The sequence below is a fragment of the Micromonospora sp. C95 genome (assembly GCF_018070465.1).
Classification (GTDB): domain Bacteria; phylum Actinomycetota; class Actinomycetes; order Mycobacteriales; family Micromonosporaceae; genus Micromonospora.
Genome location: NZ_JAGPXT010000005.1, coordinates 209,404 through 234,029, shown reverse-complemented (window position 1 = coordinate 234,029; position 24,626 = coordinate 209,404). Strand labels below are relative to the sequence as shown.

The window sequence follows — 24,626 nt, the reverse complement described above, 5'->3', positions numbered from 1 at the left end:
GCTGCGTCGACTTCCCTGGCGCCTCTCGGCAGTGCTGGTCCTGGGAGTGGTGCTCGGCGGCGGCCTGGTCGCCCTCTGGCTGCTGGAGACGTGGGCGAGCCGCCAGGGCGGGATGAGCCCAGAGGCAGGCGCGAAGCTTCGCCTGGAGGCGATCCGGACGGCACTAACGGTGGCCGCCGGCCTTGGCGCGGGAGCGACTCTCCTTGTCGCGTTGCGCCGTCAGTCGATCTCGGAGCGCAGCCAGCAGTACATCGAGCGTTCCCAGCGCTTCGCGGAAGAGGACGCGCGAGAGCAGCGGATCACGGCGTTGTACGTGGCCGCCGCCGAGCAGTTGGGCAGCGACAAGGCTGCCGTCCGGCTAGCCGGGATGTACGCCCTGGAGCGATTGGGGCAGGACAACCCGAAGCTGCGTCAGACGGTAGTGGAGGTGTTCTGCGCGTATCTGCGGATGCCGTACCTGCCGCCGGTGGAGGTCCTGCGGGCAAAAGGGAAGGCTTCGCCACAGGACGCGACGCCGGATGCCGAAGTGCCGGAGACGGAGCAGCAGCGGCGCGAGGAGCTACAGGTGCGGTTGACCGCCCAGCGGCTGATCGCCACCCATTTGCGCATGTCTGCCAGTTCAGATGGTGCCGAGCCGGTCACGTACTGGCGGGGCGCCGCGGGCGAGCGGATGAACCTCGACCTGGTGGGCGCCACCCTCACCAACTTCAGCCTTTCGTCTTGTCACGTCGAGCGGCTTGACCTGGCCGGAACGCGGTTTCACGGTGAGGCGGACCTGAACGCTGCACAGTTCCATGGTGAGGCGGACCTGAACGGCGCGCAGTTCCACGGGGAGGCGGACCTGCGCGAGACGCAGTTCCACGGAAACGCCAACCTGCACGGGGCACTGTTTCACCGGAACGTGTATCTGGGCGAGGCGCAGTTCCACGGGGACACGTACCTGCACAGGGCGCAGTTCCACTGGAACGCGTACCTGAGCGGGGCGCAGTTCCACTCGAACGCGTACCTGGGCGAGGCGCAGTTCCACAGGAACGCGTACCTGCGCTGGGTGCGGTTTCACGGGAACGCAGACCTGGCCGGGGTGCGGTTCCACGAGGACGCGACCGCGGACCTGCGCGAGGCGCAGTTCCACGGCAACGCTGACCTGCGCGAGGCGCTGTTCCACGGGGACGCCGTCCTGACCGGCGCGCTGTTCCACGGGGACGCGGACCTGCGTGGGGCCGAGTTCCACGCAGACGCGTACCTGCGCAGGGCGCAGTTCGACCGTGGCCTCGACCTGGCGGTCTGGGCTACGCCTGCCGCCCAGCTCCCACCCGGTTGGGTCCTCCGCTACGGCACGGATACGAAGGGCGGATTGCGTCCGGCCGTTCGCGTCGATGACGGTGCGCCCGCCCCCGATGACCACAGCCGGCCCGCCGGGGATGTCGACACCGGGAGTGACGCCGCGTAGCGCCGGGTCGACACCCGGCCGGCGGCAAGCGCCGAGAAGGGCGGGCCGGCGGCACATGTGCGCGGCCACACTCCACGACCGTCTCCAGGAAGAAGCAGATCAGGGCCAGTATCCCGTTCTGGAATACTGGCCCTGACCTGGCGTTTCCTCTGGTCGGGGTGGCCGGATTCGAACCGACGACCTCTTCGTCCCGAACGAAGCGCGCTACCAAGCTGCGCCACACCCCGAGGCGTGCCGACAAATAGTAGCCCACCCGCCCCCGGGCTCAAACTCGGTACCCCGGGTGCGGACGGTCAGCGCGGGATCAGCGTGAGCAGGCTGGCCTCCGGCGGGCAGGCGAACCGGACGGGGGCGGTCGGGTGGGTGCCGAGCCCGGCGGAGACGTGCAGCCAGGAGTCCGATCCGGGCCAGCGGTGCAGGCCCTTCGCCATCGACCGGGGCAACCCGCAGTTGGTGACCAGCGCGCCGAAGCCCGGTACACAGACCTGGCCGCCGTGGGTGTGCCCGGCGAGCAGCAGCCCGAAGCCGTCGGCGGCCATCTCGTCGAGCAGGGCCGGCTCGGGTGAGTGGGTGAGCGCGATGGAGAGGTCGGCGGTGGGGGAGGTCGGCCCGGCGACCGAGGCGTAATCGTCCCGCTCGACGTGGGGGTCGTCCACGCCGGCCATGTCGATCGCCCGGCCGCCGGCCTTGACCGTGGCCCGCCGGTTGTTCAGGTCGACCCAGCCGGCCCCGACGAGCACGTCACGCAGTTCCTCGGAGGGCAGCTCGACGCCTTCGGTGTACTCCCGATCGGGCAGGAAGTAGTTGAACGGGTTCTTCCAGACCGGCCCGGTGTAGTCGTTCGAGCCGAACACGAACGCCCCCGGGTAGTCGAGCAGGGGTTGCAGGGCCCGCAGCACGCCCGGCACCGCGCCCGGGTGCGCCATGTTGTCCCCGGTCACCACCACCAGGTCGGGGTCCACAGCGGCCAGCGAGGCGACCCACTGCTGCTTGCGTACCTGGTTGGGGGTCATGTGCAGGTCCGACAGGTGCAGCACGCGCAGCGGCTCGGTGCCGGTCGGCAGCACCGGCACGTCGAAGCGGCGGAGGGTGAACATGTTGCGCTCGACGAGGGAGGCGTACGCCAGGGCGGCGGCACCCGTCGCGACGGTAGCGGTCGCGAGCCGGAATAGTGTGCGCTTTCGCATGCCGATCAGGGTAGTTTGACCGTCCATGAGCACGTTGAAGGACCGCCTCACCGCCGACATGCGCGCCGCCCTGAAGGCCCGCGACGAGCTGACCACCTCCACCCTGCGGATGGCCCTGGCCGCCGTGGGGACCGCCGAGGTCTCCGGCAAGACCAAGCGGGAGCTCAGCGACGACGAGGTGGTGGCCGTGCTGACCAAGGAGGCCAAGAAGCGCCGGGAGGCCGCCACCGCCTTCGGCGACGCGGGCCGCGCCGAGCAGGCCGCCAGGGAGAGCGCCGAGGGTGAGGTGTTGGACCGTTACCTGCCGAAGCAGCTCTCCGACGCCGAGCTGGCCGCACTTGTCACGCGGGCGCTCGCGGCCGGCGGCTTCACCGGCAAGGCCCAGATGGGTCCGGCGATGAAGGCGGCCCAGGCTGCGGTGGCCGGCCAGGCCGAGGGCGGCCGGGTGGCCGCCGAGGTACGCCGACAGCTGGGCCTCTGAGTTCTCCCAGCCGGAAATCCGGCCCGCCCTCTGGCGGCGGCACACGGGAAACCATATGAACGGGCGGGCACCCCGCGAGGGGTGCCCGCCCGTTCAGGCGTTGCTGGCCGGTCAGCCGCCGGGCCGGTCCGGCGGACGACCGGGGTTGCTGGGCGGACCGGAGGGCGAGCCGTTGCCCGGGCTGTCGCTACCGCCGCCGCTGTTGTTCTTGGGTTTGCCGGCGCTGACCATGATGGTCACGATGCCGCCCTTGATGGTGCGGCCGCTGGGGCTGGTGCCGGCGGCGGTGCCGGCGGGGCAGTCGGAGGTGATCCGGCTGCTGGAGACGATCGGCTCGAAGCCGGCACCGGAGATGCGGGACTTGGCCCGGTCGAGGTTCAGGCAGCTGACGCCGGGGATGGTGCGCTGGTCGCCCAGGGAGATCTTCTTACCGGGCGGCTCGAAGTTGATCCGCTTCTTCCCCTTCATGGCGTCGCGCAGCGTCTGCCACACCGGCGGGTTGATGCCGTCCGCCTGGTTGTGCTTCATCTTGGCGTTTGTCTGCGGCCAGTCCGGGTCGGCCATGATGCCGGCCACCGCGTACTGCTTGGTCATCGCGACCAGGGCGGCGCTCTTCTCGGAGTCGGTGGTGCCGGACTTGCCGGCCACCGGGGCGTCGACGATGCCCTTGGTCTGGGCTGCCGTCCGGCTGCCGCCACACTTGCTGGTGGAGGAGTTGTCGCCGACCGGGCAACGGGCCGCGTCCACGGCCGCGCGGGCCACCTCGGTGCTGACCCGCTTCTCACAGCGCGGGTTGGCCACGTCCAGCTTGTTGCCGTCCAGGTCGCGAATCTCCTGCACCGGGATCGGTTCGCAGTACTTGCCGTCGGCAGCCAGGGTGGCGTACGCGTTGGCCAGATCCAGCGGGGTGACCTGCGATACACCCAGGGTGAACGCGCCCCACTGGTGCGCGGCCTCCTTGGTGTTGGCGAACTCCGCGTCCTTGCTCTGCCGGAACTGGATGCCGAGGCGCTTGGCCGCGTCCACCACGTTCTCCGCGCCGACCTGCTGCTGCAACGGGACGAAGTACGTGTTGATCGAGGCGGAGAAGGCGCTCCACATGTTCTGCACACCGCCGGCCTTCTTGCCGGAGTTTGTCGGGCAGTAGAGGTTCGTGCCCTTACAGGCGGCGGGACTGCTGCTGTCGATGATGTATTCGGACCTGAACTGCTGCGGCGCGTTGAAGGTGTAGCTGAGCGGAATGCCCTTCTCCAGTGCGGCCACGATGGTGAAGATCTTGAAGGTCGAGCCGCCCTGGTAACCGGTGATGCCGTCGCCACCGGTGAGCAGCGGGTTCACCGTGTTCGGGTAGTTGCCCCGCTTGCCCTTCTCCCGCTGCTTGGGGTCGCTGTGCGGCTTGTTCTTGGGCTTGTCGGGGTTGTCGAGCTTGAAGTTCCGGTTGACCGACAGCGCTCGGACCCGACCGGTGCCGGGCTCGACCACCGCGACCATGGCGGCCTCCTTGGCGGTCACCGGCTTCGCCCGGCGCACCGCCTTGTCCGCACCGGTCTGGGCCTGCTTGTCCAGGGTCGTGATGATGGTGTAGCCGCCGCTCTTGAGCCGCCGCTCCCGGTCGTACGAGGTCGACCCGAACGTCTCCTGCGACATCCACCAGCGGTAGAAGTAGTCGCAGAAGAAGCCCCAGGCGTTCTTGTTGGTGGCGACGCAGCCGTTCGGCGCCCGCTTGCCCTTGACCACCAGCTTGACGGCCTTCGCCTCGTCGGCCTGCTGCTGGGTGATCGCGCCGGTCTTGACCATGTTGTCGATGACGTAGTTGCGCCGGTCGACCGCGTGCGGGTAGCCGTCCTTGGTGGTCGGGTCGAACGAGGTCGGGGCCTTCACCAGGCCGGCCAGCATGGCCGCCTCTTCGATCTTCAGGTCCTTCGGCGGCTTGTTGAAGTAGACCTGGCTGGCGGCGTAGACGCCGTACGCGCCGTTGCCGAAGGCGGCGAGGTTGAGGTAGCGCTCCAGGATCTCGTCCTTCGACATCTCCTTGTCGAGCTGGAGCGCGTACCGCATCTCGCGAAGCTTGCGGGCGCTGGTGTCCTCGGTCGCGGCGATCACGTCGGCCGGATGCGTGGCCGAGTACGCGATGCCCATCCGGACGTACTGCATGGTCAGCGTCGATGCGCCCTGCCGGTCGGCACCGGTCTGGCTGTTGTTGACGAAGGCCCGGGCCACACCGTTGAGGTCGACCCCGTTGTGGTTGTAGAAGTCGTGGTCCTCGGCGGCAATGATGGCGTTGCGCATGTTCTCCGAGATGTCGGCGAACTTCACGTCCCGCCGGTTCTCGTCGTACATGGTGGCCAGCGGTGTCTTGCCGTCGGAGGCGAGCAGGTAGCTGATCTGTGGTGCGCGGGCCACGGTGAGTTCCTTCGGCAGCGCGCCGAAGGTTTCCGCGCCGGCCTTCGCGGCCAGGCCCGACATCGCCACCGCGGGGAATGCCGCAGCGGCGACCACCACGCCGGCCAACAGCCCACAGATGAGCAGCGATGCGGCGTTGGTCAGGACGTTGTGGTCACGTTTCCGCATCCAGGTCACCTCGACAGGGTACGCGAACAGGTAACGAGGGGCGCCGGGGCGTCTTTTCCCCATTTCCTGCGCGCGCCGTCCTCGTTGTGCTAGACGCGTGGCACCGGGTGTCCGGTTGCGTGGATTCGAGCCGAGTTTCCTCCGCACGGGGGCGACTCGCAGCGTTTTCGCCGACCTCGGTGGGGTAAGCGGCGGTTCCTGGCCCGAGAGGCCGGGAGTGTCCGGAATGATGGATTTTGCCGACAACGTTGCGTAATCGTGCGACTACAGAGCATGATGTAGGCGGCGACAGCGCCACATGTCGTCTGTGCCGCCTTGGGGTAAGGCGTGCCGGACGACCCGGGGGGATTGCCGGCTGGCCCGCGACGGCGTCGGTAGTACAGCAAGGGGGGACGTGTACAGATGGGCATGATCACTGACTGGCCGTCGATGGCGGCGTGTCAGAACGGGGACCCGGACGCGTTGTTCGTACAGGGCGCCGAACAGAACGTGGCCAAGCGGATCTGCCGGAGCTGCCCAGTCCGGTACGAGTGCCTGGCCGACGCGCTGGACAACCGGATCGAGTTCGGCGTGTGGGGTGGCATGACCGAACGGGAACGCCGCGCGCTGCTGCGTCGCCATCCCCAGGTCACCAGCTGGCGCAAGATGTTCGAGGCGGCGATGAAGAAGAACGCCAAGGACAAGACCGGCAAGGACAAGATCCTGGCCGCGGCCGGCAACTGAACAACCGGCACCGTCGGCCTGCGGCTTCCCGCCGGACCGACAGCCGGTCAGGGGCGGCCGATCGCCGCCGCGATCGTCCGTAGCCCGTCGACGTCATGCACGTCGGCGGGCTGCGCCGTCACCGACACGGTCGGCACCTGCGGGAACGCGTCGATGAACCGCGCCGCCACCTGCTGCTCACGTACCGCCTGCTCGACCAGGGCGGCGTGGGCCCGCAACACCTCGACGGCGCTCTCGTGGCCACCGGCCGTGGCCAGCCGGTCGGCGGCGGCGCGACTCTCCGCCGCGCCCAACTCGGCCACCGTCGGCTGGTGCACCCGGTTGAGTACCAGGCCGGCGAGCGGCATCTGCTCCGCGCGCAACCGACCGGCGAAGTAGGCGGCCTCCCGGACCGCGTCCGGCTCCGGCGCCGCGACCAGCAGGAAGGCCGTCTCCCGCGCCTGCAGGATGCGGTACGTCTGCTCGGCACGCTGCCGAAACCCGCCGAACATCGAATCGAGCGCGGCGACGAAGCCGGACAGATCCGTCAGCAACTGGGTGCCGATCACCTTCTGCACCACCCGCGAGAACATCCCGAAGGAGGCGGTGACCAGGCTGAACATGCTGCGACCGCCGGTTCGTGCCGGCGCGAGCAGCAGCCGTAGCATCCGCCCGTCGAGGAACCGCGACAGCCGGGCCGGTGCGTCGAGGAAGTCCAGCGCCGAGCGCGACGGGGGAGTGTCCACCACGATCAGGTCCCACTCGCCGCGGGCATGCAACTGGCCGAGCTTCTCCATCGCCATGTATTCCTGAGTACCGGCGAAGGTGGAGCTCATGGCCTGGTAGAAGGGGTTGGCGAAGATCTCCGCCGCCTTCGCCGGGTCGGTGTGGGCCAGCACCACGTCGTCGAAGGTGCGCTTCATGTCGAGCATCATGGCGTGCAGCTCGCCGCCGCTGTCCTCGACGTCGATCCCCTTGACCTGCCGCGGCGTGTTGTCCAGCTCGGTCAGGCCGAGGGACTGGGCCAGGCGCCGCGCCGGGTCGATGGTGAGCACCACCGTGCGGCGGCCGTGCAGTTCGGCGGCGCGCAGCGCGAGCGCGGCGGCCGTGGTCGTCTTGCCCACCCCGCCGGCGCCGCAGCAGACCACGATCCGGACTCCCGGATCAGCCAGGATCCGGTCGACGTCCAGCGGCGGGGCGGCGTTGTCGGAAGGCACCAATCGAGCGTATCGGGCTGACCGGCTCCGCGCGCCAGGCCGAGGCGAGGTGTGAGTCAATCACCGTGAACCAGAGCGGCGGCGAGCACCTCCAGGCCGGCCCGGTCCACCCCGTCGGGCAGCAGCGGCAGTTCGACCAGGGGCACGCCCAACTCCACCAGGTCCGTACGCAGCGAATCCTCCAGTTCCCGGCGAATCATGAGGTCCCGCGCCTCGTCGTGCAGACCGGTGACGATGCGTTCGCCGGCCGGCAGGCCCGCCGCGCGCAGACCCCGCGCCAACTCCGCCTCGGTGACCAACCGTCCGGTGGGCAGCGGCGCCCGGGTCCCGTTGACGATCACCCGCCCGACGGGGAAGCCGAGCGAGGTCAGCTCGGCGATCGCGTCGACGGTCTCCTGTACCGGCATCTCTTCCAGGAGAGTCACCACGTGCACGGCGGTCATCGGTGAGCGCAGCAGCGCGGACACTCCCTCGCTCTGCGTCTTGATCGGTCCCACCTTGGCCAGCCGGGCGGTTTCGGCGGTGACGTTCAGAAAACGCCCGATCCGACCGGTGGGTGGCGCGTCCAGCACCACCGCGTCGTACACCCGCCGCTTGTCGGCGGTGCGGGTGGTGGCCTCCTTGACCTTGCCGGTGAGCAGCACGTCGCGCAGACCGGGAGCGATGGTGGTGGCGAAGTCGATCGCACCGAACTTGCGCAGCGCTCGGCCGGCCGCGCCGAGCTTGTAGAACATGTCGAGGTATTCGAGCAGCGCCTCCTCGGCGTCGACCGCGAGCGCCGACACCTCGCCGCCGCCGGGGGCGTCGGCCAGGTGTCGTTCGGCGTACGGCAGCGGTTCGGTGCCGAAGAGCTGGGCGATGCCCTGCCGCCCCTCCACCTCCACCAGCAGGGTGCGCCGGCCACCGGCGGCCAAGCCCAGGGCGAGCGCGGCGGCCACGCTGGTCTTTCCCGTGCCGCCCTTACCGGTCACCACGTGCAGGCGGGCGGGCCAGTCGATGCCGGCTCGGTCGATAGGTCGCTGCGCTGCTCCCACCCGTCGAGCCTATCCATCCGGCGTGCTCAGGAGACCTCGCAGACCCACCAGCCGGTCTTGCGGATCACCGTGAAGCGCAGATCCTGGTCGGCGATCTTCTCGTCAGCGGTGGTCACGGTCACCGTGGTGGTGACGGTCGCCCGGTCGCCGGTCTCGTTGTCCACCGTCGGGGTGTCCCAGCGGAACCGGGGGTTCTGGTAGGTCGAGACGTACTCCTCGACCTCGGCCACCTTGGCCCGGATCTTGTCCTGGTCGCGCGCGGCGGTGCAGACCATCCCTGCCGCCTTGGCGGCGTCCCGGTCCTGATAGACAGCGGTCAGGAAGTCGTCGACGGCCACCGACGGATCCGGCGCCCCCTCGCCCGATTCGGTGTTGCGCAGGGTGAGGAAGGCGGCCACTCCGCCGCTCGCGCAGAGCAGCAGCACCACGACCAGTGTGAGCGAGGCCAGCAGTGGCCCCCGCTTGCGTGGCGGACCGGCCGGCGAGTGCTGCGGCCGGTACCCGCCCTCCGGCGGAGCGGGCGGCGCACCGTGGCCGGTGGCCGGCGGCGAGGACTCGGTCGGTGAACCGGTCGGCGGGAGATCGGTGGGGCCGGTCGGGCCGCCGGCGGGTGGCTGGGTCATCGGTCCCCCCCGGGTGCGGCGCAGCACCGCGTACCGGCGGTGTGCGTGGGATCGGGTGGCCGGGCCGGGCGCCCGTCCAGACGGGAAGGGTAGCGGTCCGCGGTGCCGCCGCGGGGAGCCCGGTGTGTCCGGTACGCGGATCGCGATCAACTTTCCGCTGGTCCGGTGTCGCAAATGTGACCGAAGGCGACCAGGCGCGCGCGTCCTGTTGATGGGACCGGGTTGGCGGCCCTACGGTCGCTCCGGCACGCTCCGGTCCGGGCCGGGCGAATGGGCTCCGGACCGGTGAGCGGCGCCGTGACCAGGTACGACGCCCGGAGGCAGTGCATGCGCGACACGGACAACACCCCCCGAGCCCAGTTCCCCGCCGGGCCGCGGCGGGGCAGCCGGACCGCTGGCGGAGACTCCGCCGGCCGGCTACCGGTCAACGAGCGGTCGTACCGGCGTCCCGCCGATCCGGTCACGAATGCCGAGCCGGCCGGTGGGCGGGAGGAGGACGGCCCCGGGTACGTCATCCATCTGCCCATCCGGGTGACCGACCTGGCCGCCGCCACCGCGTTGGCCGGTCGGCTGGCCACGTCGCTGAATTTCCTGCTCGAACTGGACGCCGGCGAGACCGAGGTGTCGACCGCCGACGACCAGAACAACCGGCACCGGGTCTTCTGCGACCTGCTGTTGCCGGATCGCAGCCGCTGTCCCCAGCCTTACGACCACGCCGGGCCCTGTGGTGAACTGCCGACAGCGCCCGAGCAACGGACCGCACCCGAGCAGTGGCCCGACCCTGAGCAGCGTCCCGCGCCCCGGCCGGCCGGTGGACCGTAGGCTGTGTCCCGAAGTGTCCATGCCACCGAGGGAGCCCTCCACCGATGCAGAAGTGGGAATACGCCACCGTCCCGCTGCTGGTCCACGCGACCAAGCAGATCCTCGACAACTGGGGTGAGGACGGCTGGGAACTCGTCTCCGTCGTCCCCGGGCCGAACCCGGAGCAACTGGTCGCCTACCTGAAGCGCCCGAAGGCATGAGTGTCGTGGCCAACGGACCCCATGCCAGGCTGGCGGAACTCGGACTGGAACTGCCGGAGGTGGTGCCGCCGGTGGCGAGCTACCTGCCGGCGGTGCAGTCCGGGCAGCACGTGTACGTCTCCGGGCAACTGCCGATGGCCGAGGGCAAGCTCCTGGCCACCGGCAAGGTGGGTGCCGGTGTCTCCACCGAACAGGCCAAGCAGTTGGCCCAGCGCTGCGCCCTCAACGCCCTTGCCGCGATCGATTCGCTCGTCGGTCTGGAGAACGTGGTCAAGGTCGTGAAGCTGACCGGCTTCGTCGCCAGTGCCTCCGGCTTCACCGGTCAGCCCGGCGTCATCAACGGCGCCTCGGACCTGTTCGGCACCGTCTTCGGCGAGGCCGGCCGCCACGCCCGCTCAGCCGTCGGCGTAGCGGAACTCCCCCTGGACGCCCCGGTCGAGGTCGAGGTCATCGTCGAGGTCTCCTGACCCTCCGCGATCTTGCAGTTCCCGTCCGGACGAAGACCCCTAACGAGGACGAATCGGCGACCGGAACTGCAAGATCGCGGGGGTACGCTCGCGGAGTCGTACGATCGCAGCCATGGGAGGGCATGTGACGGGGGCGGTGACCGCCCTCGCCAGCGAACTGCCGGACTGGGTGACGTTGTTGCGGGCACCCAACCCGGGGGCGATGACGCTCGACGGCACAAACACCTGGGTGCTGCGGGCCGCGCCCGGCGAGCCGGCTCTGGTGGTCGATCCGGGGCCGGCGGACGAGGCGCACCTCGCGGCGATCGTCGCGCAGGGGCCGGTCGGGCTGGTACTGATCACGCACGGGCACCCGGACCACACTGAGGGCTCCGCGCGTCTGCACGACCTGCTCGGCGGGGCGCACGTCCGCGCCGCCGACCCGGCGCACACCATCGGCGGCACGCCACTCACCGAGCCGGGCGAGGACCTCGGCGGCTTCGGCCTGGCGGTCCGCCTGGTCACCACCCCCGGGCACACCGCCGACTCGGTGTGCTTCCTCGCCGAGCGCGACGGGCAGCGGGTGGTCCTCACCGGTGACACGATCCTCGGTCGAGGTACCACTGTCGTCGCCCATCCGGACGGGCACCTCGGCGACTATCTGGCCAGCCTGGAACTGCTGTCCACGTACCGGGGAATCCCGGCGTTGCCCGGGCACGGTCCGGCGCTGGCCGACTGCGGTGCCGCCGCCGACTTCTACCTCGCCCACCGCCGCGCCCGCCTCGACCAGGTCCGCACGGCGCTGGACGCCGGCGCGAGAAGCGCGGCCGAGGTGGTCGCCGCGGTCTACGCCGACGTGGACCGGTCGCTGTGGTGGGCGGCGGAATGGTCGGTACGCGCCCAGCTCGAATACCTCGGCCGGGAATCCGACGGCGGCGACGCGAGGTTGGATCCAGCGTGACCTGCCCGGTGTGCGGAACCGTCGCGGTGCCCGGCGCCCGGTTCTGCCACAACTGCGGCGCCGCGCTGCCGGCCGCCGCCACCCTGCCGGCAGCCGAGCGCCGGGTGGTGACCGTGCTCTTCGGCGACCTGTCCGACTTCACCTCCTGGTCGGAGGATCTCGACCCGGAACGCGTCGGCGCGGTCACCGACCGGGTGCTGGCCGCGCTGGCCGGTGCGGTCAAGACCTTCGGCGGGCACGTCGACAAGCTGACCGGTGACGGGATCATGGCGGTCTTCGGTGCCCCCGTGGCGCACGAGGACGACGCCGAGCGGGCGGTACGCGCCGCGTTGTCCATGCAGCGGGCGGTGCGCCGGGTGCTCGACGACGAGCGGGGCGGCGGCGCGCCGCTGGGACTGCGGGTCGGCCTCAACACGGGCGACGTGATCGCCGGTATTCAGGCCGCCATCGAGTACACCGTCATCGGCGACACGGTGAACACCGCCGCCCGGCTGGCCGACGCCGCCGCCGTCGGCGCGGTCTACGCCGGTGGCCGTACCGCGGCGGCGACCCGGCACGTGGCGAGTTGGCGGGCGCTGCGGCCGCTGCGGCTCAAGGGCAAGCGCGAGCCGGTCGAGGCGTACGAGCTGCTCGGTCTGCTGGACGCGCCGGGTACCCGCTCCGGTCTGGGCGACGAGGCGCCGTTCGTGGGCCGGGAGACCGAGATCGGTCGGGTGGCCGGCCGACTCGCCGAGGTGATCGACCGTACCGAGCCCCGGGTGTTGCTGATGACGGCCGAGGCGGGCATCGGCAAGTCCCGGTTCGCCGCCGAGGTGGAGCGCCTCGCCGCCGGCTACGACGTCGGCGCCGGCCGGTACGCCGCGCACACCGGCGCCCGGGTCCTGTCGGTGCGCTGTGCGGCGTTCGGCGAGCGTCGCCGGCTGGCACCCCTCGCCGACCTGGTACGCGCCGCCACGGGGTTGCCCAACGACGCCGCGACCGCGGTCACCCGGGCCGCCGTGGAGGAACGGCTGCGCCGGCTCGGCCAACGACTCAGCCGTACCCGGACCGAGCCGGCCCCGGTCGCCACCGACCAACTCCTGGCTCTGCTCGGGTACGCGGAACTGCCCGTCGGCGGCCCCACCGACCAGGGTGAGTGGAGCAGCGCCCAGCCGCCGGCCGACGCCGACGCGGTGCCCAACGCGGTGGCCGACCTGCTCAGCGCGCTCGCCGAGGAGGCGCCGCTGGTGGTGATCGTGGACGATCTGCACGACGCCACCGCGGAGACCATCGACGCGTTGGAGATCACCCTGTCCCGGCTCACCGGACCGGTGCTGGTGCTGCTGCTCGGCCGGCCCGAGCTGGTCCGTGCCGCCGGCACACTGGCCCGGGTCTCCGATGCCGAGGTGCAGCCGCTGCCGCCGCTGCGTGGTGCCGATGCGGCCCGGCTGCTGACCAGTTACCTCGGCGGTGGACGGTTACCCCAGGCCGACGCCGACCGGCTGCTCGCCACCGCCCAGGGAAATCCCTTCTACCTGGCGGAACTGGTCACCCTGCTGATGGAGCGCGGCGCGCTCACCGCCGGGGCACGCAACAGCTGGCGGCTGGCGCCCGGCTCCCTGAGCAGCCGGCTGCTCTCCCGGGACCTCGCGGCGGTGCTCGCCGCCCGGATCGACGCCCTGCCCGCCGAGGCCCGCTCGGTGCTACGGGACGCGGCCGTGGTCGGCGACACCGTGCCGGACGGTGCGCTGGAGGCGCTGCGGGAGCAGCGCACCGGTCGGGACGGCCGCCCCGCCGCCGTCGCCGCCGTCGAGCTTGAACGAGCCGTCGAGGAGCTGCTGCAACGCCGGATGCTGCACCGCACCCGCAGTGGCTACGCCTTCGCCACCCCGCTGATGCGGGAGGCCGCGTACTCCGGGATCAGCAAGGCGGAACTGGCGGAACGGCACGCCGCGCTGGCGCGTTGGGCGGCTCCGATGACCGAGACCGCCGGCCCGAGCGGCACCGGGCCGGGCGGCTTCCCGGAGGGCGCTCGGGACGACTTCGTGGCCGAGCACGTCGAGCGGGCCAGCGCGCTTGCCGACGCGGTCACGCTACGTCCGGACGCACCGGCCCGGGCGGTCGCACCGCTGGGCGTGGCGGCGCTGGGCCGGGCCACCCGCCGGGCGCTGCACGCAGGGGAGCCGGCACTGGCCGTCGAGTACGCCGAACGCGCCGCCGAGCTGGCCCGCGACGGAATACCCGCGGTCGACCGGGTGGCGCACGCCCGGGCCCTGCTCCAGGTCGGTCGGGCGGCCGACGCCCTGGCCTCGGCCGAGAAGATCGCCGCGAACGCGGGAGATCCGGCGACCCGGGCCAGCGCCCTGCTGCTGGCCGGGCAGGCCCAGCAGGTGATGGGCGACCTACGGCGGGCCGAGTCCTGTTGGCGGGAGGCGCTTCAGGTGGCCGGCGACGCCGACCTGCCCACCCTGCGCGCCTCGGCGATGCGCCGGCTGGGCATGACCGATTTCCTGGTCGGCCGGCTGGGCCAGGCCAGCAGCCGACTCGCGGCGGCCTACCAGGTAAGCCTGGCGGTAGGCGACCGTCGGGGACAGGCGTGGTCGTTGCAGAACCTGGCCTGGGTGACCACCACCCGGGGCGACTTCGCCGGCACGGATGCGGTGCTCGGCCGGGCCGCCCGGCTCTTCGCCGAGCTGAAGGACCCGTACGGACGGGCGTGGCTGCGTGGCACCACCGCCTTCGCCCGGCTGCTCGCCGGTCGGCTGCGGGAGGCGCGCCGGTTGGCCCGGGTCTTCCTGCCGTTCGGTGAACGGGTCGGTGAGGCGTGGGCGGTGGGCACCCTCCGGGCGGTCGACGCGTACGCCAACGCCGAGCTGGGTGAGCTGGTCGACGCCGACCGGGAGGCGCGGCGGGCGTACCGCGACTTCGCCGCCGCGTCGGACGACTGGGGGCAGGGCTTCGCGCTTGTCGTCCGGGGGGTGGTCGCCCGGGGGCTGGGCGAACCGGAGCACGCCGCAGACCTGCTCACCGACGCGCTCGCGTACGGTCACCGGACGGCTCACCCGCTGCTCACCGGGATGGCCGGCACGCTGCGTGGCTTCGTCTCGCTGGAAATGGGTGACGTGGCCGCCGCCGAGCGGGACGCCCGCGCAGTGCTCACCACGGTGGAACCGCACAATCCGCAGGCGCCGGCACAGGTCGCCCCCCGGGTGCTGCTGGCCACCGCCCGGTTGGCGGCCGGCGACTCCGGTACCGCGGTCGGCCTGCTCGCCCCGGTCGCGACGATGGCGGCCACCACCCCGTCCCTGCTCTTCTCCCGCCGGCAGTCGATGGCGCGTTACGCCTCGGCCCTGCTCGCCCACGGTCAGCGCGAACAGGCGTTGGACTGGGCCAGTCGGGCGGTGCGGGTGCAGGCCGAGGACGTCCGCAGCCAGGTGGTCGCGGCGAGCGTACTGGCTGAGGCGCTGGCCGCGTGCGGGCGGCCGGCGGAGGCGAAGGCAAGCGCCGAGGACGCGGTCCGGCTGGCGTACGCCACCGAGCAGCGCAGCGAGCGGGCCGCCGCGGAGGCGTTGCTGAACCGGCTGCGTACCCCCGGCTGACCGCACCGCCGACGTCGACGTGCCTCGTTCGGCGGGCGCCGCCGGTGTGCCGGCGCGGGGGCGGTGTCGAGGAACCGGGTCGGGGTCCTCGGCCGGACTCGTCCGGTCGATCGGTAGCCGGCGCGGATCTGCCGGTTTCGGGGATGTGGCCGGTCGAGACGGGCGGCTAGCGTGGCGGGTGCACGCAACCGTCGATGTCGTCGGTCGTGCCGTCGAGGGGGGCGAAGATGAGGCTGCCGCGTTCGGTCGCCGGGTGGACGATCGCGGTGTTCGGCGTGCTGGCGCTGGTGATGGGAGCGGTCGGCCTGCTCTGGCCGGAGGCGCTGCTGCGGATGCTCGGTTTCGAGATTCCACCGAGCCGCGCACCGGGCGACTACACGGGTGTCTTCGTGACGGCCTCGTCGATGGCCTCGTTCAACATGGGGGTCTACTACCTGCTCGCCACGGCCACCGAGTGGCGCGTCTTCTACCGCTTCACGGTGGTGTTCCGGCTGGTCACGTTCACGGTCTTCACCCTCGCGGTGCTGGCCGACATCGCGCCGGGGCGGTTCTTCGGGGTGGCGGCCTGGGAGGGCCTGGGTGCGTTGGCGACCGCCGGCGGCCTCTGGTGGGACGCGCGCCGGTCCACGGACACGGATGCCACCGGTGGCCCGGGCGCCATCGACACGGAGGGCGGAAGCGGATCGATTCCTGACGAACCGGAACAGGACGGCGACCGGCGCCGTGCCGGAACATCGGCTGTGGGGCCGGCCACCGATGCGGTTCGGTGAACGGCCGGCAGAGTTCGGTATTTTCGAAGTTGTGACCGACACCCCGCCCGGCGCCCTGCCGAAGCCCATCGTGCCTGGTCTGACCGATTTGCAGGTGTTTGCCCGAGGTGGCTACGCCACCGTCTACCGGGCGACGCAGATCTCGGTGGGTCGCGAGGTCGCCGTGAAGGTGGAGAACCGGACGCTGGTCAGCGACCGGGACCAGGCCCGCTTTCTGCGCGAGGCGCGCGCGGCCGGTCGGATGTCGTCCCACCCGCACGTGGTCGACCTGTTCGACGTCGGGGTCACCATCGACCAGCACCCATACCTGATCATGGAACTCTGTGACGGGTCGTACGCCGAGCGGATGCGCAACTCGCCGCTGGGCGCCGTCGAGGCCCGCGATCTCGGCATCAAGATCGCAGATGCCATCGCCCACTCGCACGCCGCCGGTGTGCTGCACCGCGACGTCAAGCCGGCAAACATCCTCCACTCGCACTTCAACCCGGCGGTACTAGCCGACTTCGGGCTCGCCGTGGTCGCCGAGATGCGGGACGCCTCCGTGGCGCTGGAGGTGCTCACCCCGGCGTACGCGCCGCCGGAGATGTTCAGCCACAGTCCACCGTCGCCGGCCGTCGACGTGTACGCGCTCTGCGCCACCCTCTACGCGGTCATGCACGGCCGGCCGCCACGCTGGCAGAGCGAGCGGAACCCGAGCCTGGTCACCGTGCTGGAGATGTTCCACCAGCCGATCCCCGGCCTGCCCGGCGTCCCCAACGATCTGATCGACGTGCTGCGGGCCGGCATGGCCAACGATCCCGGAGACCGGCCGTCCGCCGCTGAACTGCGGGACATGCTCACCAACCTCACGCTGGACGGGTCGGCCCCAGCCGGCGGCGGAGTGAGTCCCGGGGTGGCACCGATCGGCGGCGCTGCCACCGGCGGCCACGACGCCGGCCGTCCCGCACCGCCGGCCAGCGGCGGATCCACCGAGCGCAGCCGGCGCCGACGCTGGTTCCTCGGCGCGGCGGGGGTGGTTGCTCTCGCCGCCTCGGCGGGCGTCGGCGCCTGGGCGGCCGGTGGCGGGCCGGCACCGCAGCCCAGCGTCCCGGCCCGTCCGGCGGCAACCGGGATGCTCCGCCCGGGGTGTGCCACCCACCCGGAGGCGCTGCCCGCCGGCGCCCAGTGCGCGACGGAACTGGAGTGCTTCGGGCCGGTGCAGGTGCGAGCCCAGCGGGCCGAGGCCAGCCGAATGCCCTGCGACGCCCGGCACACCTGGGAGAGCTACGTACAGGGGCAACTGCCGGCCGCGCTGGCCAATGCCGGCCACGACGAGATCGTCGCGGATCCCCGGGTGCGTCAGGTCTGCAACGAGGAGACGTTCCGCCTGGTCAGCGGGCTGCGCCAGGCGGCTGGTTGGAATCTTGAGGTGCTACCGCCGGCGGACGCGGACACCGATCCCACCTACCGGTGCCTGGCCGGGCGGGGTCTGAACGGGTTGGCTTCACCCACGCTCACCAGCGGCTGACCCGTCCCTGCCGCGAGCGGCGGGTCAGCGTCCCTGCCGATCGCGTCGATGCCGGTCCCGCATCGCGCGGACCGCCTCCCGGTCGCCCAGGATCTCCAGCGTGTCGGCATCGATCCCGGACGGCTGGATCCCTGGCCCCACGGACGCCTGCCCGCGATCGGGTCGCGCGTCCGCGTCGCGCTGGCGGGCAGCGGTGACGGCCACCCCCGCGACGGTGGCGAGCAGGACACAGAGCAGCGCGCCCGCCACCCCGAGCAGATCCTGCCGACGCCCCACCACCAGCACCGCGAGCAGCCAGAACGCCGCCAGGGCCGCGACCACCGCCACGGTCCGTGCGTCGGATCCCGGGAACCGTCTCACCCGTCCAGAATGTCGGAGATTGCCGATCTGTCAACAGCAGCCAGCTTCACCACGCGGAACAGCTGACAAACAACAGCTTGCCGGATGAACAGCGTGTTGCGACAGCGCCGGGCGAGTCGGAAATGCGCCCTTTCGCGCGGGTGACGCGCGCCACCGGTCCGGGTCAGCCGGCACCGAGCCGTCGGGTGCCGGGCAGGTGGGTGGTGCCCCAGGTGGCGATGCTGTCCAGCACCGGCGCGAGGTCTCGGCCGCGTTCGGTCAGCTGGTACGCGTACCGCCGGGGACGTTCGCTGTAGGGGCGACGTCCGACGATTCCGCACTCCTCCAGCCGACGTAGCCGGTCCGTGAGCGTGTTGGTCGGCATCGCCTCGGCCGAGGACGCCAGGTCGGCGAATCTGAGCTCGCCGCGGAACAGCAGGTCACGCACGATGAGCAGGGACCATCTGTCGCCGATGAGGTCCAGCGTGACGGCGATCGCGCAGTCCGAGCGGGGCGCCGGGTTCCGGGTCGATGACATTCGCACCTCCGAGTCGCTTGCGAATTACAAGCTACCTCCCTAGAGTCACTTGCAAAACACAAGTCACTTGGAGGGGTCCGTGACCGAGCCCGCGCGTACCCGGTCTTCCTGGTTGTCGAGCCCACCCGCGATGGTCGCGGTCGGCTGGTTCTGCGCCGCGCTCGCGGCGAGCGCCCTGGGTGCCTTCCGTACCCCACCGGGCGACCCGCCGGTGGCTCTCGCGCTCGCCGCCGGTGTCCCGCCGCTGACGGTGCTCGTCCTCGCCGTGCGCTCGTCACGGTTCCGTGCCTGGGCCCGCAGCCTCGATCTACGGTTCCTCACCCTGTTGCAGACCTGGCGGGTCGCGGGACTGGCGTTCCTGGCGCTCGCCGCCGTCGACGCGCTGCCGGCCGGCTTCGCCCTGCCGGCCGGTCTCGGCGACGTGGCCATCGGGCTGACCGCGCCACTGGTGGCGGCCTTCGTGGTCGACCGCGCCAACCGGACCTTCGTCGTCTGGACGGCCCTGGGCATCGCCGACCTGATTCTCGCCGTCACTCTCGGCGTCCTCTACTCGGCCAGTCCGGCCGGTCTGCTGCGCGCCGATCTCGACACCGGACTCATGTCCACCCTGCCGATGAGTCTCGTCCCCGCCTTCGGCGTCCCCATCACCCTGGTCGCCCACCTGCTGTCGCTGATCCGGCTCTCCGGGCGTTGAACGCACGCCGAGACCGACAGCCGGATGGTGCTGCCTCGACACGGACGGCTACTTTCAGTGCCACACGAGACACCGAACCGTAGCGAGGTTGCCAATGGGTGTAAGCCTCTCCAGCTCCCGGTGGCGCTCGGTGGCCACCACGGCGGCGGTCGCGCTGACCCTGCTGCTCGGTGCGGCGGCCGGCTGCGACAGTCAGCAGGAGCCGGACCTGCCATCCGTGCAGGAGAAGCTCCGCGAGTCGCACATCTGGGGCCAGCCGGTCCTACGGATCGGGGTGGCCGACGACGAACCGCTGATGGGCGAGATCCGCGACGGGGACCACGTCGGGTTCGACGTCGAGATCGCCCGGTACATCGCCGCCTCCCTCGGCTACGAGGGAGAGCACCGGCTGGAGTTCGTGGCGGTGTCCACGGAGGACCGGATCCCGGCCCTCCAGGGCGGGGTGGTGGACCTGGTGGTCTCCAGTTTCTCGATCACCGAAGAACGCAAGAAGCTCGTCAGCTTCGCCGGGCCGTACTTCGTGACCACACAGGAGGTGCTGGTTCCGACCCGGCACAAGGACACCATCCGCACCATCGAGGACCTGCGGAACCCGAAGTACCGGATCTGCACCAGCGGCGGCTCCACCACCGAGGCGGAGTTGGAGAAGAACCAGGTCCGGACGCTTGTGGTGAAGGACGTCTGGGACTGCGTCAAGGGCATCCGGGCCGGCAACTACGACGCGGTCAGCTCCGACGAGACGATCCTCGCGGGCTTCCTGGCCCGGTACCCGACCGAGTTCGAGATCGTCGACATGCCGTTCGGCACCAGCGAACTGCTCGGCGTCGGGGTGCCGATCGGTGACCCGGCGCTGCGCGACCTGGTCGCCTACTTTCTCGACAAGAGCTACCAGCAGGGACGCAGCGGAGAGGCCAGCCCGTGGCTGACCGCGTACAACCGCACGTTGGGGCCGTGGCTGCGGGGCGAGAAGCGGCAACCGCAACCGCTCGACGTACCGAGACTTGTGGACTTCGACGACAAGGCACCGCAACGATGAGTGCGGCACCCGCCACCGCCTCCGACGATCCGGGCGCCGACGGTCCACCCCCGCCCGTACTGCGGGCAGCCGCGCCGCCACCGGCGTTGCCGATCCCGGCGGGGCGGGTCGAACCGACCCCCGTAGCGCTACCGACGGAGGCCGCCGGCAGCTGGGATCAGGTGGAGCGGCGGGCCCGCGCCAGCCAGTCGTTCTGGACGGCGGTGGTCGGCGTACCGGCGATCTTCTCGGTGTTGCGGCTCGGTATCGAGGCCGGCGGCGAGTTGCAGACCACCTTGCTGCTGGTGGCCAATGTGGGGCCGGTAAACCTGCTCGCCGGCTTCCTCACCACGGCGGCCCGCCTGCTCTCCACCGTGCTGGTCGCGGTGTTCGCGCTCGGCGGGGTGCTCGCCGCCAGCGGGCACCGACTGGCCCGCCGGCCGCTCTTCGCCCGGTGGACGGAGATCACGCCGGGCTGGTTCGTCGTGGCGAGCTTCCTGATGGCGCTGGTGACCTGGCCGCTGCTGTACCTTCCGCTGTTGCTGCCCGCCTTCGCGGCGGCCTTCCAACTGCGGCCGGAACGCCTGCACGAACGTGCCGCCGTCCGTGCTCTGATCATCGTCGGGGGGTACGCCGGCTACCTCTGGCTGCTCGTGCCAACGCTGCGCGACGCCTGGCGGCAGGGTGAGCCGCTACCGATCGTGCTCCTTGTCGTGCCACCGCTGCTGGCTCTCTTCGTCGCCGGGCCGCTGCCCCGGATGGTCATCCAGCCACTCGCCCCGGTGACCCAACTCGCCGTGCTGGTGGTGCTGGTCTGGGCGGCGCTGCCGGTGATCAGCACGCCGGTGCTGCCGTTGACCGTGACCACGGTGGGCGAGCCGGGTGCGACCTCTGCCGGTGCGGCCGAGGAGATCCGTGGGCACGTGGTGACCACCGACGACGTCAACATGGTGATCCTTGAGCAGCGTGGCGGGGTGCGCTACGTGCCGGTCGACCAGGTACGCGGACAGGTGCTCTGCCCCTCGGAGGAGGAACTGCCCCGGTACCGGCTGCGCATCCACGACTTCCACGTCGAGGACTCGCTGCTGGAAGGGCTGGGCCGGCGGGTACGCCCCGTCCACCGGGTCGACGCCGCCTGCCGCTGAGCCTCGCGCGACGGCGCGTCCGTCGTCGCGGGTTGCGGCATGTTGCGCCTTCCACCGGAAGTGATCGCGCGACATGCCGCATCTCGTGATGATCGCGTCAGTAGGACTTGTCCTGGCCGAGGACGTGTTGGGCGACGAAGTTGAGGATCATCTCCCGGCTGACCGGGGCGATCCGGCCGGCCCGTACCGCACCGAGCAGGGTGGCCACGCCGTACTCGGTGGTCATGCCGGCGCCGCCGAGCGCCTGCACGGCGGTGTCCACGGCGAGGGCGGCGGCCTCGCCGGCCGCGTACTTGGCCATGTTCCCGGAGACACCAGCCTCCAGGTCGCGTCCGGCGTCGTAGAGCGCCGCCGCCTTCTGAATCATCAGCCGGGCCAGCTCGACCTGGACGGCCGCGTGGGCGAGGGGATGTGCGACGCCCTGGTGGGAGCCGATCGTCCGGCCGCCCCACACCGAACGGGTGGCGGTGTACCCGGAGGCGCGTTCGATGGCGTACCGGCCGGTGCCGGCGCCCATGGCGGCGACCGTGATGCGTTCCGGGTTGAGCCCGGCGAACAGGGCGGGTAGGCCGGCGTCCAGCGACTCACCGACAAGCGCGTCTGCGGGCAGCCGGACGTCGTCCAGGTAGAGCAGGAACTGGTTCTCCGGGGAGACGATCTCCATGTCCAGCATGGATCGGGTCAGCCCCGCCGCATCGGTCGGCACGATGAACAGTGCGGGCTTCAGCTTCTGCGGCGCCGCCTCCCCCGGGCCGGTACCGCCGTCACCGACTGCGACGCGGGCCACCACCAGGACGTGCCCGGCCTCGTCGACGCCGGAGATGTAGCACTTGCGGCCGGAGAGCACCCAGTCGTCGCCGTCGCGGCGGGCCACCGTGCCCAGGCGGTGGAAGTTCGAGCCGGCCTCCGGCTCGGTGATCGCGAAGACGATCTTCTGGGAGCCGTCGGCGAGGCCCGGCAGGTGGCGTTTGCGCTGCTCCTCGGTGCCGTGCCGATTGATGACGGTGGCCGCGATGGCGGGCGAGACGACGAGCAGCAGCAGCGGGCAGCCGGCCGCCGCCAGCTCCTCGCAGACGATGGCCAGCTCGGTGATGCCGCCTCCGCCGCCGCCGTACTCGGTGGGGATGTTGACGCCCAGGTAGCCGAGCTGGCCGGCCTCCTGCCAAAGCTCGGTGGTGTGCTCGCCGGCCTTCGCCTTGTCCACGAAGTACCGGTGGCCGTACCGCCGGCCCAACGCCCGCACGGCGTCACGGAGCTGGTCCTGCTCGGGGGTGAGGTCGAAGTTCATGACGGCGACTCCTCGTCGGGGGTGACCACGGCCAGCACGGCGGCCGTGTCGACCTGACCGCCGGTCGGCACCGGAAGCTCGGTGACCAGACCGTCGGTGGGGGCGAGCACGGGATGTTCCAGCTTCATCGCTTCCAGGGTCAGCAGCAGGTCACCGGCGGCCACCCGCTGACCGACCTCGACGTGCACCCGGGCCACCGTGCCGGGCAGCGGCGCGAGCAGCGATCCGGCGGCCAGCTCCGCGGTGGGCAGCGGGAAACGCGGTAACTCGGTCAGGTCCGCCGCCCCCTTCGGGCCGTCCACGAAGAACTGCGACCCCACCCGGTGTACGCGGTAGGCCCGCCGCACCCCGTCGACATCGAGCACGACGCGCTCCGGGTACGCCTCGACCAACGCGACGGCCGGCGTCGCCGGGCCGGTGTCGCCCTCCGGGCTCGCGGAGGCGGCGGGGGAGACCGACCATTCGGCGAGGCTGCCCGAGCGGTCGAGCCGGTAGCGGATCTCGATTGCGTCGCCGTCCGGGCCGGCGAATCGGATGACCTGCGGCAAGGCGGGCACATTGCGCCAGCCCGAGGGCAGGCCGGCCAGCACCGGGGCGGTCGTCCGGCGAGCGGCGGCCGACGCCAGCGCGGCGGCCAGTGCGACCAGGGGCACCTCGGCGGCGGGCAGGATCGGCTCGAACACCCCAGGGTGCCGGTCCAGGAAGCCGGTGTCGACGTCGACGGCGGCGAACTCCGGGCTGCGCAGGACGCGGACCAGCAGATCCCGGTTGGTGGCCACGCCGTGCAGTTCGGCGCGGGCCAGCGCACCGGCCAGGGCGCGGGCCGCCTCCGTGCGGGTGGGCGCCCAGGCGATCACCTTGGCGAGCATCGAGTCGTAGTGGACGCTCACCGCCGACCCGTCGACCACGCCGGAGTCCAGCCGCAGGCCGGGCGCGGCAAGCGGCCCGAACTCGACCGCCACGCCGGGCAGGGCGAATCGGTGCAGGGTGCCGGTCGCCGGTCGGTACCCGTGCGCGGGCTCCTCGGCGCAGAGGCGTACCTCGATCGCGTGTCCGGTGGCCGGTGGCGTCGCGGCCAGTGGCAGCGGCAGGCCCTCGGCGACAAGCAGTTGCAGCCGTACCAGGTCCAGCCCGGTGGTCAATTCGGTGACCGGATGCTCCACCTGGAGGCGGGTGTTCATCTCCAGAAAGTGGATCTCCCCGTCGGGTGCGAGCAGGAACTCGACCGTACCGGCCCCGACGTAGTCGACGGCTCGTCCGGCGGCCACCGCCGCCTCGTGCAGCCGCTCCCGCGCCTCGTCGGCCAGCGCGCCGGGTGCCTCCTCGACGATCTTCTGGTGCCGGCGCTGGATCGAGCAGTCCCGCGCGCCGAGTGCCACCACCGTCCCGAAGCTGTCGCCGAAGATCTGCACCTCGACGTGCCGGCCCCGTTCGACGTACCGCTCGATGAAGACCGTGTCGTCGCCGAACGCCGACGCCGCCTCGCGGCGCGCGCCCGCGACGGCCTCGGCGAGTCCGGCGGCGTCGCGGACCACCCGCATGCCACGCCCGCCGCCCCCGGCGGACGCCTTCACCAGCACCGGGAAGCGGCCCACCTGCCCCGGGTCGGTCCAGGTGGGCAGCATCGGTACGCCGGCCTCGGCGAGCAGCGCCTTGGCGGCCAGCTTGTCACCCATCGCGGCGATCGCCTTCGCGGGTGGGCCGACCCAGGTCAGGCCCGCGTCGACGACCGCCGTGGCGAACTCGGCGTTCTCGGCGAGGAATCCGTAGCCGGGATGGACGGCGTCCGCGCCACAGCGGCGGGCCGCATCCAGGATCAGGTCGATCCGCAGATACGTCTCCGCAGGGGTGTTTCCGGGCAGCCGGACGGCCTGGTCGGCCTCGGCGACGAAGGGCGCGTCGGCGTCCGCGTCGGAGTGCACGGCGACCGTCTCGATCCCGAGTGCCCGGCAGGTGGCGAAGACCCGGCGGGCGATCTCCCCCCGGTTCGCGACCAGCAGCTTGCGAATCACCTGCTGTGTCTCCCTTCGTTCGCGACTGCGGGACTCCGCTTCGCTG

General features: G+C 71.6%; 22 protein-coding genes and 1 tRNA gene. 13 read left to right on the top strand and 10 right to left on the bottom strand.

Annotated elements, in window-relative coordinates:
• Positions 1–31 precede the first annotated feature (31 nt).
• Positions 32–1,450 (top strand): pentapeptide repeat-containing protein, encoded by a 1,419-nt coding sequence (locus KBX00_RS08900; protein ID WP_210825150.1) that lies wholly within the window; start codon positions 32–34, stop codon positions 1,448–1,450.
• Between the two features lie 150 nt (positions 1,451–1,600).
• On the opposite strand, the gene KBX00_RS08895 is transcribed toward KBX00_RS08900, so the two are convergent.
• A tRNA-Pro gene (locus tag KBX00_RS08895) sits at positions 1,601–1,677 on the bottom strand.
• Positions 1,678–1,743: 66 nt separating this feature from the next.
• Complete coding sequence (locus tag KBX00_RS08890) at positions 1,744–2,637, bottom strand: metallophosphoesterase (protein ID WP_210825148.1); 894 nt, start codon at positions 2,635–2,637, stop codon at positions 1,744–1,746.
• Between the two features lie 25 nt (positions 2,638–2,662).
• On the opposite strand from KBX00_RS08890, the gene KBX00_RS08885 reads away from it, so the two are divergent.
• On the top strand, positions 2,663–3,118 hold the full coding sequence (locus KBX00_RS08885) for a GatB/YqeY domain-containing protein (RefSeq protein ID WP_210825147.1): 456 nt from the start codon (positions 2,663–2,665) through the stop codon (positions 3,116–3,118).
• A gap of 111 nt (positions 3,119–3,229) precedes the next feature.
• On the opposite strand, the gene KBX00_RS08880 is transcribed toward KBX00_RS08885, so the two are convergent.
• Positions 3,230–5,689, bottom strand: coding sequence for a transglycosylase domain-containing protein (locus tag KBX00_RS08880; protein WP_210825145.1), 2,460 nt, complete (start codon positions 5,687–5,689; stop codon positions 3,230–3,232).
• 402 nt (positions 5,690–6,091) lie between these two features.
• Between KBX00_RS08880 and KBX00_RS08875 the strand changes: the two genes are divergently transcribed.
• Positions 6,092–6,412, top strand: a complete 321-nt coding sequence (locus KBX00_RS08875) for a WhiB family transcriptional regulator (protein WP_210825143.1) — start codon at positions 6,092–6,094, stop codon at positions 6,410–6,412.
• Positions 6,413–6,459: 47 nt separating this feature from the next.
• Here KBX00_RS08875 and KBX00_RS08870 read toward each other — a convergent pair whose 3' ends face one another.
• From KBX00_RS08870 to KBX00_RS08860, 3 genes are read right to left on the bottom strand one after another with little or no spacing between them, the layout of a single operon-like run.
• A complete protein-coding gene (locus tag KBX00_RS08870; RefSeq protein ID WP_210825141.1) occupies positions 6,460–7,611 on the bottom strand; it encodes an ArsA-related P-loop ATPase in 1,152 nt (383 codons plus the stop codon).
• Between the two features lie 53 nt (positions 7,612–7,664).
• Positions 7,665–8,642: an ArsA family ATPase gene (locus KBX00_RS08865; RefSeq protein ID WP_210825139.1), complete on the bottom strand. Its 978-nt coding sequence runs from the start codon at positions 8,640–8,642 to the stop codon at positions 7,665–7,667.
• Positions 8,643–8,668: 26 nt separating this feature from the next.
• Positions 8,669–9,265 (bottom strand): hypothetical protein, encoded by a 597-nt coding sequence (locus tag KBX00_RS08860; RefSeq protein ID WP_210825137.1) that lies wholly within the window; start codon positions 9,263–9,265, stop codon positions 8,669–8,671.
• A 327-nt stretch (positions 9,266–9,592) separates the two neighbouring features.
• On the opposite strand from KBX00_RS08860, the gene KBX00_RS08855 reads away from it, so the two are divergent.
• The 7 genes from KBX00_RS08855 to KBX00_RS08825 all read left to right on the top strand — a co-directional run bounded on the left by KBX00_RS08855 (position 9,593) and on the right by KBX00_RS08825 (position 17,549).
• Positions 9,593–10,087 (top strand): hypothetical protein, encoded by a 495-nt coding sequence (locus KBX00_RS08855; protein ID WP_210825135.1) that lies wholly within the window; start codon positions 9,593–9,595, stop codon positions 10,085–10,087.
• A gap of 44 nt (positions 10,088–10,131) precedes the next feature.
• Positions 10,132–10,287, top strand: coding sequence for a DUF4177 domain-containing protein (locus KBX00_RS08850; RefSeq protein ID WP_013736319.1), 156 nt, complete (start codon positions 10,132–10,134; stop codon positions 10,285–10,287).
• Positions 10,284–10,754 (top strand): RidA family protein, encoded by a 471-nt coding sequence (locus KBX00_RS08845; protein ID WP_210825133.1) that lies wholly within the window; start codon positions 10,284–10,286, stop codon positions 10,752–10,754. The genes KBX00_RS08850 and KBX00_RS08845 overlap by 4 nt, the downstream gene beginning before the upstream one ends.
• A 112-nt stretch (positions 10,755–10,866) precedes the next feature.
• A complete protein-coding gene (locus KBX00_RS08840; protein WP_210825131.1) occupies positions 10,867–11,694 on the top strand; it encodes an MBL fold metallo-hydrolase in 828 nt (275 codons plus the stop codon).
• Positions 11,691–15,272 carry an adenylate/guanylate cyclase domain-containing protein gene (locus KBX00_RS08835; RefSeq protein ID WP_210825129.1) on the top strand — a complete coding sequence of 1,194 codons (3,582 nt, stop codon included), beginning with the start codon at positions 11,691–11,693 and terminating at the stop codon, positions 15,270–15,272. Before KBX00_RS08840 ends, KBX00_RS08835 begins: the two co-directional genes overlap by 4 nt.
• 227 nt (positions 15,273–15,499) lie before the next feature.
• Complete coding sequence (locus tag KBX00_RS08830; RefSeq protein WP_374225268.1) at positions 15,500–16,042, top strand: hypothetical protein; 543 nt, start codon at positions 15,500–15,502, stop codon at positions 16,040–16,042.
• Positions 16,043–16,073: 31 nt separating this feature from the next.
• Positions 16,074–17,549, top strand: a complete 1,476-nt coding sequence (locus KBX00_RS08825) for a serine/threonine-protein kinase (RefSeq protein WP_210825127.1) — start codon at positions 16,074–16,076, stop codon at positions 17,547–17,549.
• Between the two features lie 24 nt (positions 17,550–17,573).
• Here KBX00_RS08825 and KBX00_RS08820 read toward each other — a convergent pair whose 3' ends face one another.
• Both KBX00_RS08820 and KBX00_RS08815 read right to left on the bottom strand, forming a co-directional pair.
• A complete protein-coding gene (locus KBX00_RS08820; protein WP_210825125.1) occupies positions 17,574–17,909 on the bottom strand; it encodes a hypothetical protein in 336 nt (111 codons plus the stop codon).
• Positions 17,910–18,072: 163 nt separating this feature from the next.
• Entirely contained in the window at positions 18,073–18,426 is a 354-nt protein-coding gene (locus KBX00_RS08815) for a helix-turn-helix domain-containing protein (RefSeq protein WP_210825123.1), read from the bottom strand.
• A 79-nt stretch (positions 18,427–18,505) separates the two neighbouring features.
• Between KBX00_RS08815 and KBX00_RS08810 the strand changes: the two genes are divergently transcribed.
• The 3 genes from KBX00_RS08810 to KBX00_RS08800 all read left to right on the top strand — a co-directional run bounded on the left by KBX00_RS08810 (position 18,506) and on the right by KBX00_RS08800 (position 21,280).
• Positions 18,506–19,120: a hypothetical protein gene (locus KBX00_RS08810; protein WP_210825121.1), complete on the top strand. Its 615-nt coding sequence runs from the start codon at positions 18,506–18,508 to the stop codon at positions 19,118–19,120.
• Positions 19,121–19,214: 94 nt separating this feature from the next.
• Entirely contained in the window at positions 19,215–20,156 is a 942-nt protein-coding gene (locus KBX00_RS08805; protein WP_210825118.1) for a transporter substrate-binding domain-containing protein, read from the top strand.
• Positions 20,153–21,280, top strand: coding sequence for a hypothetical protein (locus KBX00_RS08800; protein WP_210825116.1), 1,128 nt, complete (start codon positions 20,153–20,155; stop codon positions 21,278–21,280). The genes KBX00_RS08805 and KBX00_RS08800 overlap by 4 nt, the downstream gene beginning before the upstream one ends.
• 97 nt (positions 21,281–21,377) lie before the next feature.
• Here KBX00_RS08800 and KBX00_RS08795 read toward each other — a convergent pair whose 3' ends face one another.
• A complete protein-coding gene (locus KBX00_RS08795) occupies positions 21,378–22,568 on the bottom strand; it encodes an acyl-CoA dehydrogenase family protein (RefSeq protein ID WP_210825114.1) in 1,191 nt (396 codons plus the stop codon).
• Complete coding sequence (locus KBX00_RS08790; protein ID WP_210825112.1) at positions 22,565–24,580, bottom strand: biotin carboxylase N-terminal domain-containing protein; 2,016 nt, start codon at positions 24,578–24,580, stop codon at positions 22,565–22,567. Before KBX00_RS08790 ends, KBX00_RS08795 begins: the two co-directional genes overlap by 4 nt.
• Between the last annotated feature and the right edge of the window lie 46 nt (positions 24,581–24,626).

Coding starts and splice junctions, on each gene's coding strand:
- KBX00_RS08890 (WP_210825148.1), bottom strand. CDS start 2,637: ATGCGAAAGCGCACACTATTCCGGCTCGCGACCGCTACCGTCGCGACG.
- KBX00_RS08885 (WP_210825147.1), top strand. CDS start 2,663: ATGAGCACGTTGAAGGACCGCCTCACCGCCGACATGCGCGCCGCCCTG.
- KBX00_RS08880 (WP_210825145.1), bottom strand. CDS start 5,689: ATGCGGAAACGTGACCACAACGTCCTGACCAACGCCGCATCGCTGCTC.
- KBX00_RS08875 (WP_210825143.1), top strand. CDS start 6,092: ATGGGCATGATCACTGACTGGCCGTCGATGGCGGCGTGTCAGAACGGG.
- KBX00_RS08860 (WP_210825137.1), bottom strand. CDS start 9,265: ATGACCCAGCCACCCGCCGGCGGCCCGACCGGCCCCACCGATCTCCCG.
- KBX00_RS08855 (WP_210825135.1), top strand. CDS start 9,593: ATGCGCGACACGGACAACACCCCCCGAGCCCAGTTCCCCGCCGGGCCG.
- KBX00_RS08850 (WP_013736319.1), top strand. CDS start 10,132: ATGCAGAAGTGGGAATACGCCACCGTCCCGCTGCTGGTCCACGCGACC.
- KBX00_RS08845 (WP_210825133.1), top strand. CDS start 10,284: ATGAGTGTCGTGGCCAACGGACCCCATGCCAGGCTGGCGGAACTCGGA.
- KBX00_RS08840 (WP_210825131.1), top strand. CDS start 10,867: ATGGGAGGGCATGTGACGGGGGCGGTGACCGCCCTCGCCAGCGAACTG.
- KBX00_RS08830 (WP_374225268.1), top strand. CDS start 15,500: ATGAGGCTGCCGCGTTCGGTCGCCGGGTGGACGATCGCGGTGTTCGGC.
- KBX00_RS08815 (WP_210825123.1), bottom strand. CDS start 18,426: ATGTCATCGACCCGGAACCCGGCGCCCCGCTCGGACTGCGCGATCGCC.
- KBX00_RS08805 (WP_210825118.1), top strand. CDS start 19,215: ATGGGTGTAAGCCTCTCCAGCTCCCGGTGGCGCTCGGTGGCCACCACG.
- KBX00_RS08800 (WP_210825116.1), top strand. CDS start 20,153: ATGAGTGCGGCACCCGCCACCGCCTCCGACGATCCGGGCGCCGACGGT.
- KBX00_RS08795 (WP_210825114.1), bottom strand. CDS start 22,568: ATGAACTTCGACCTCACCCCCGAGCAGGACCAGCTCCGTGACGCCGTG.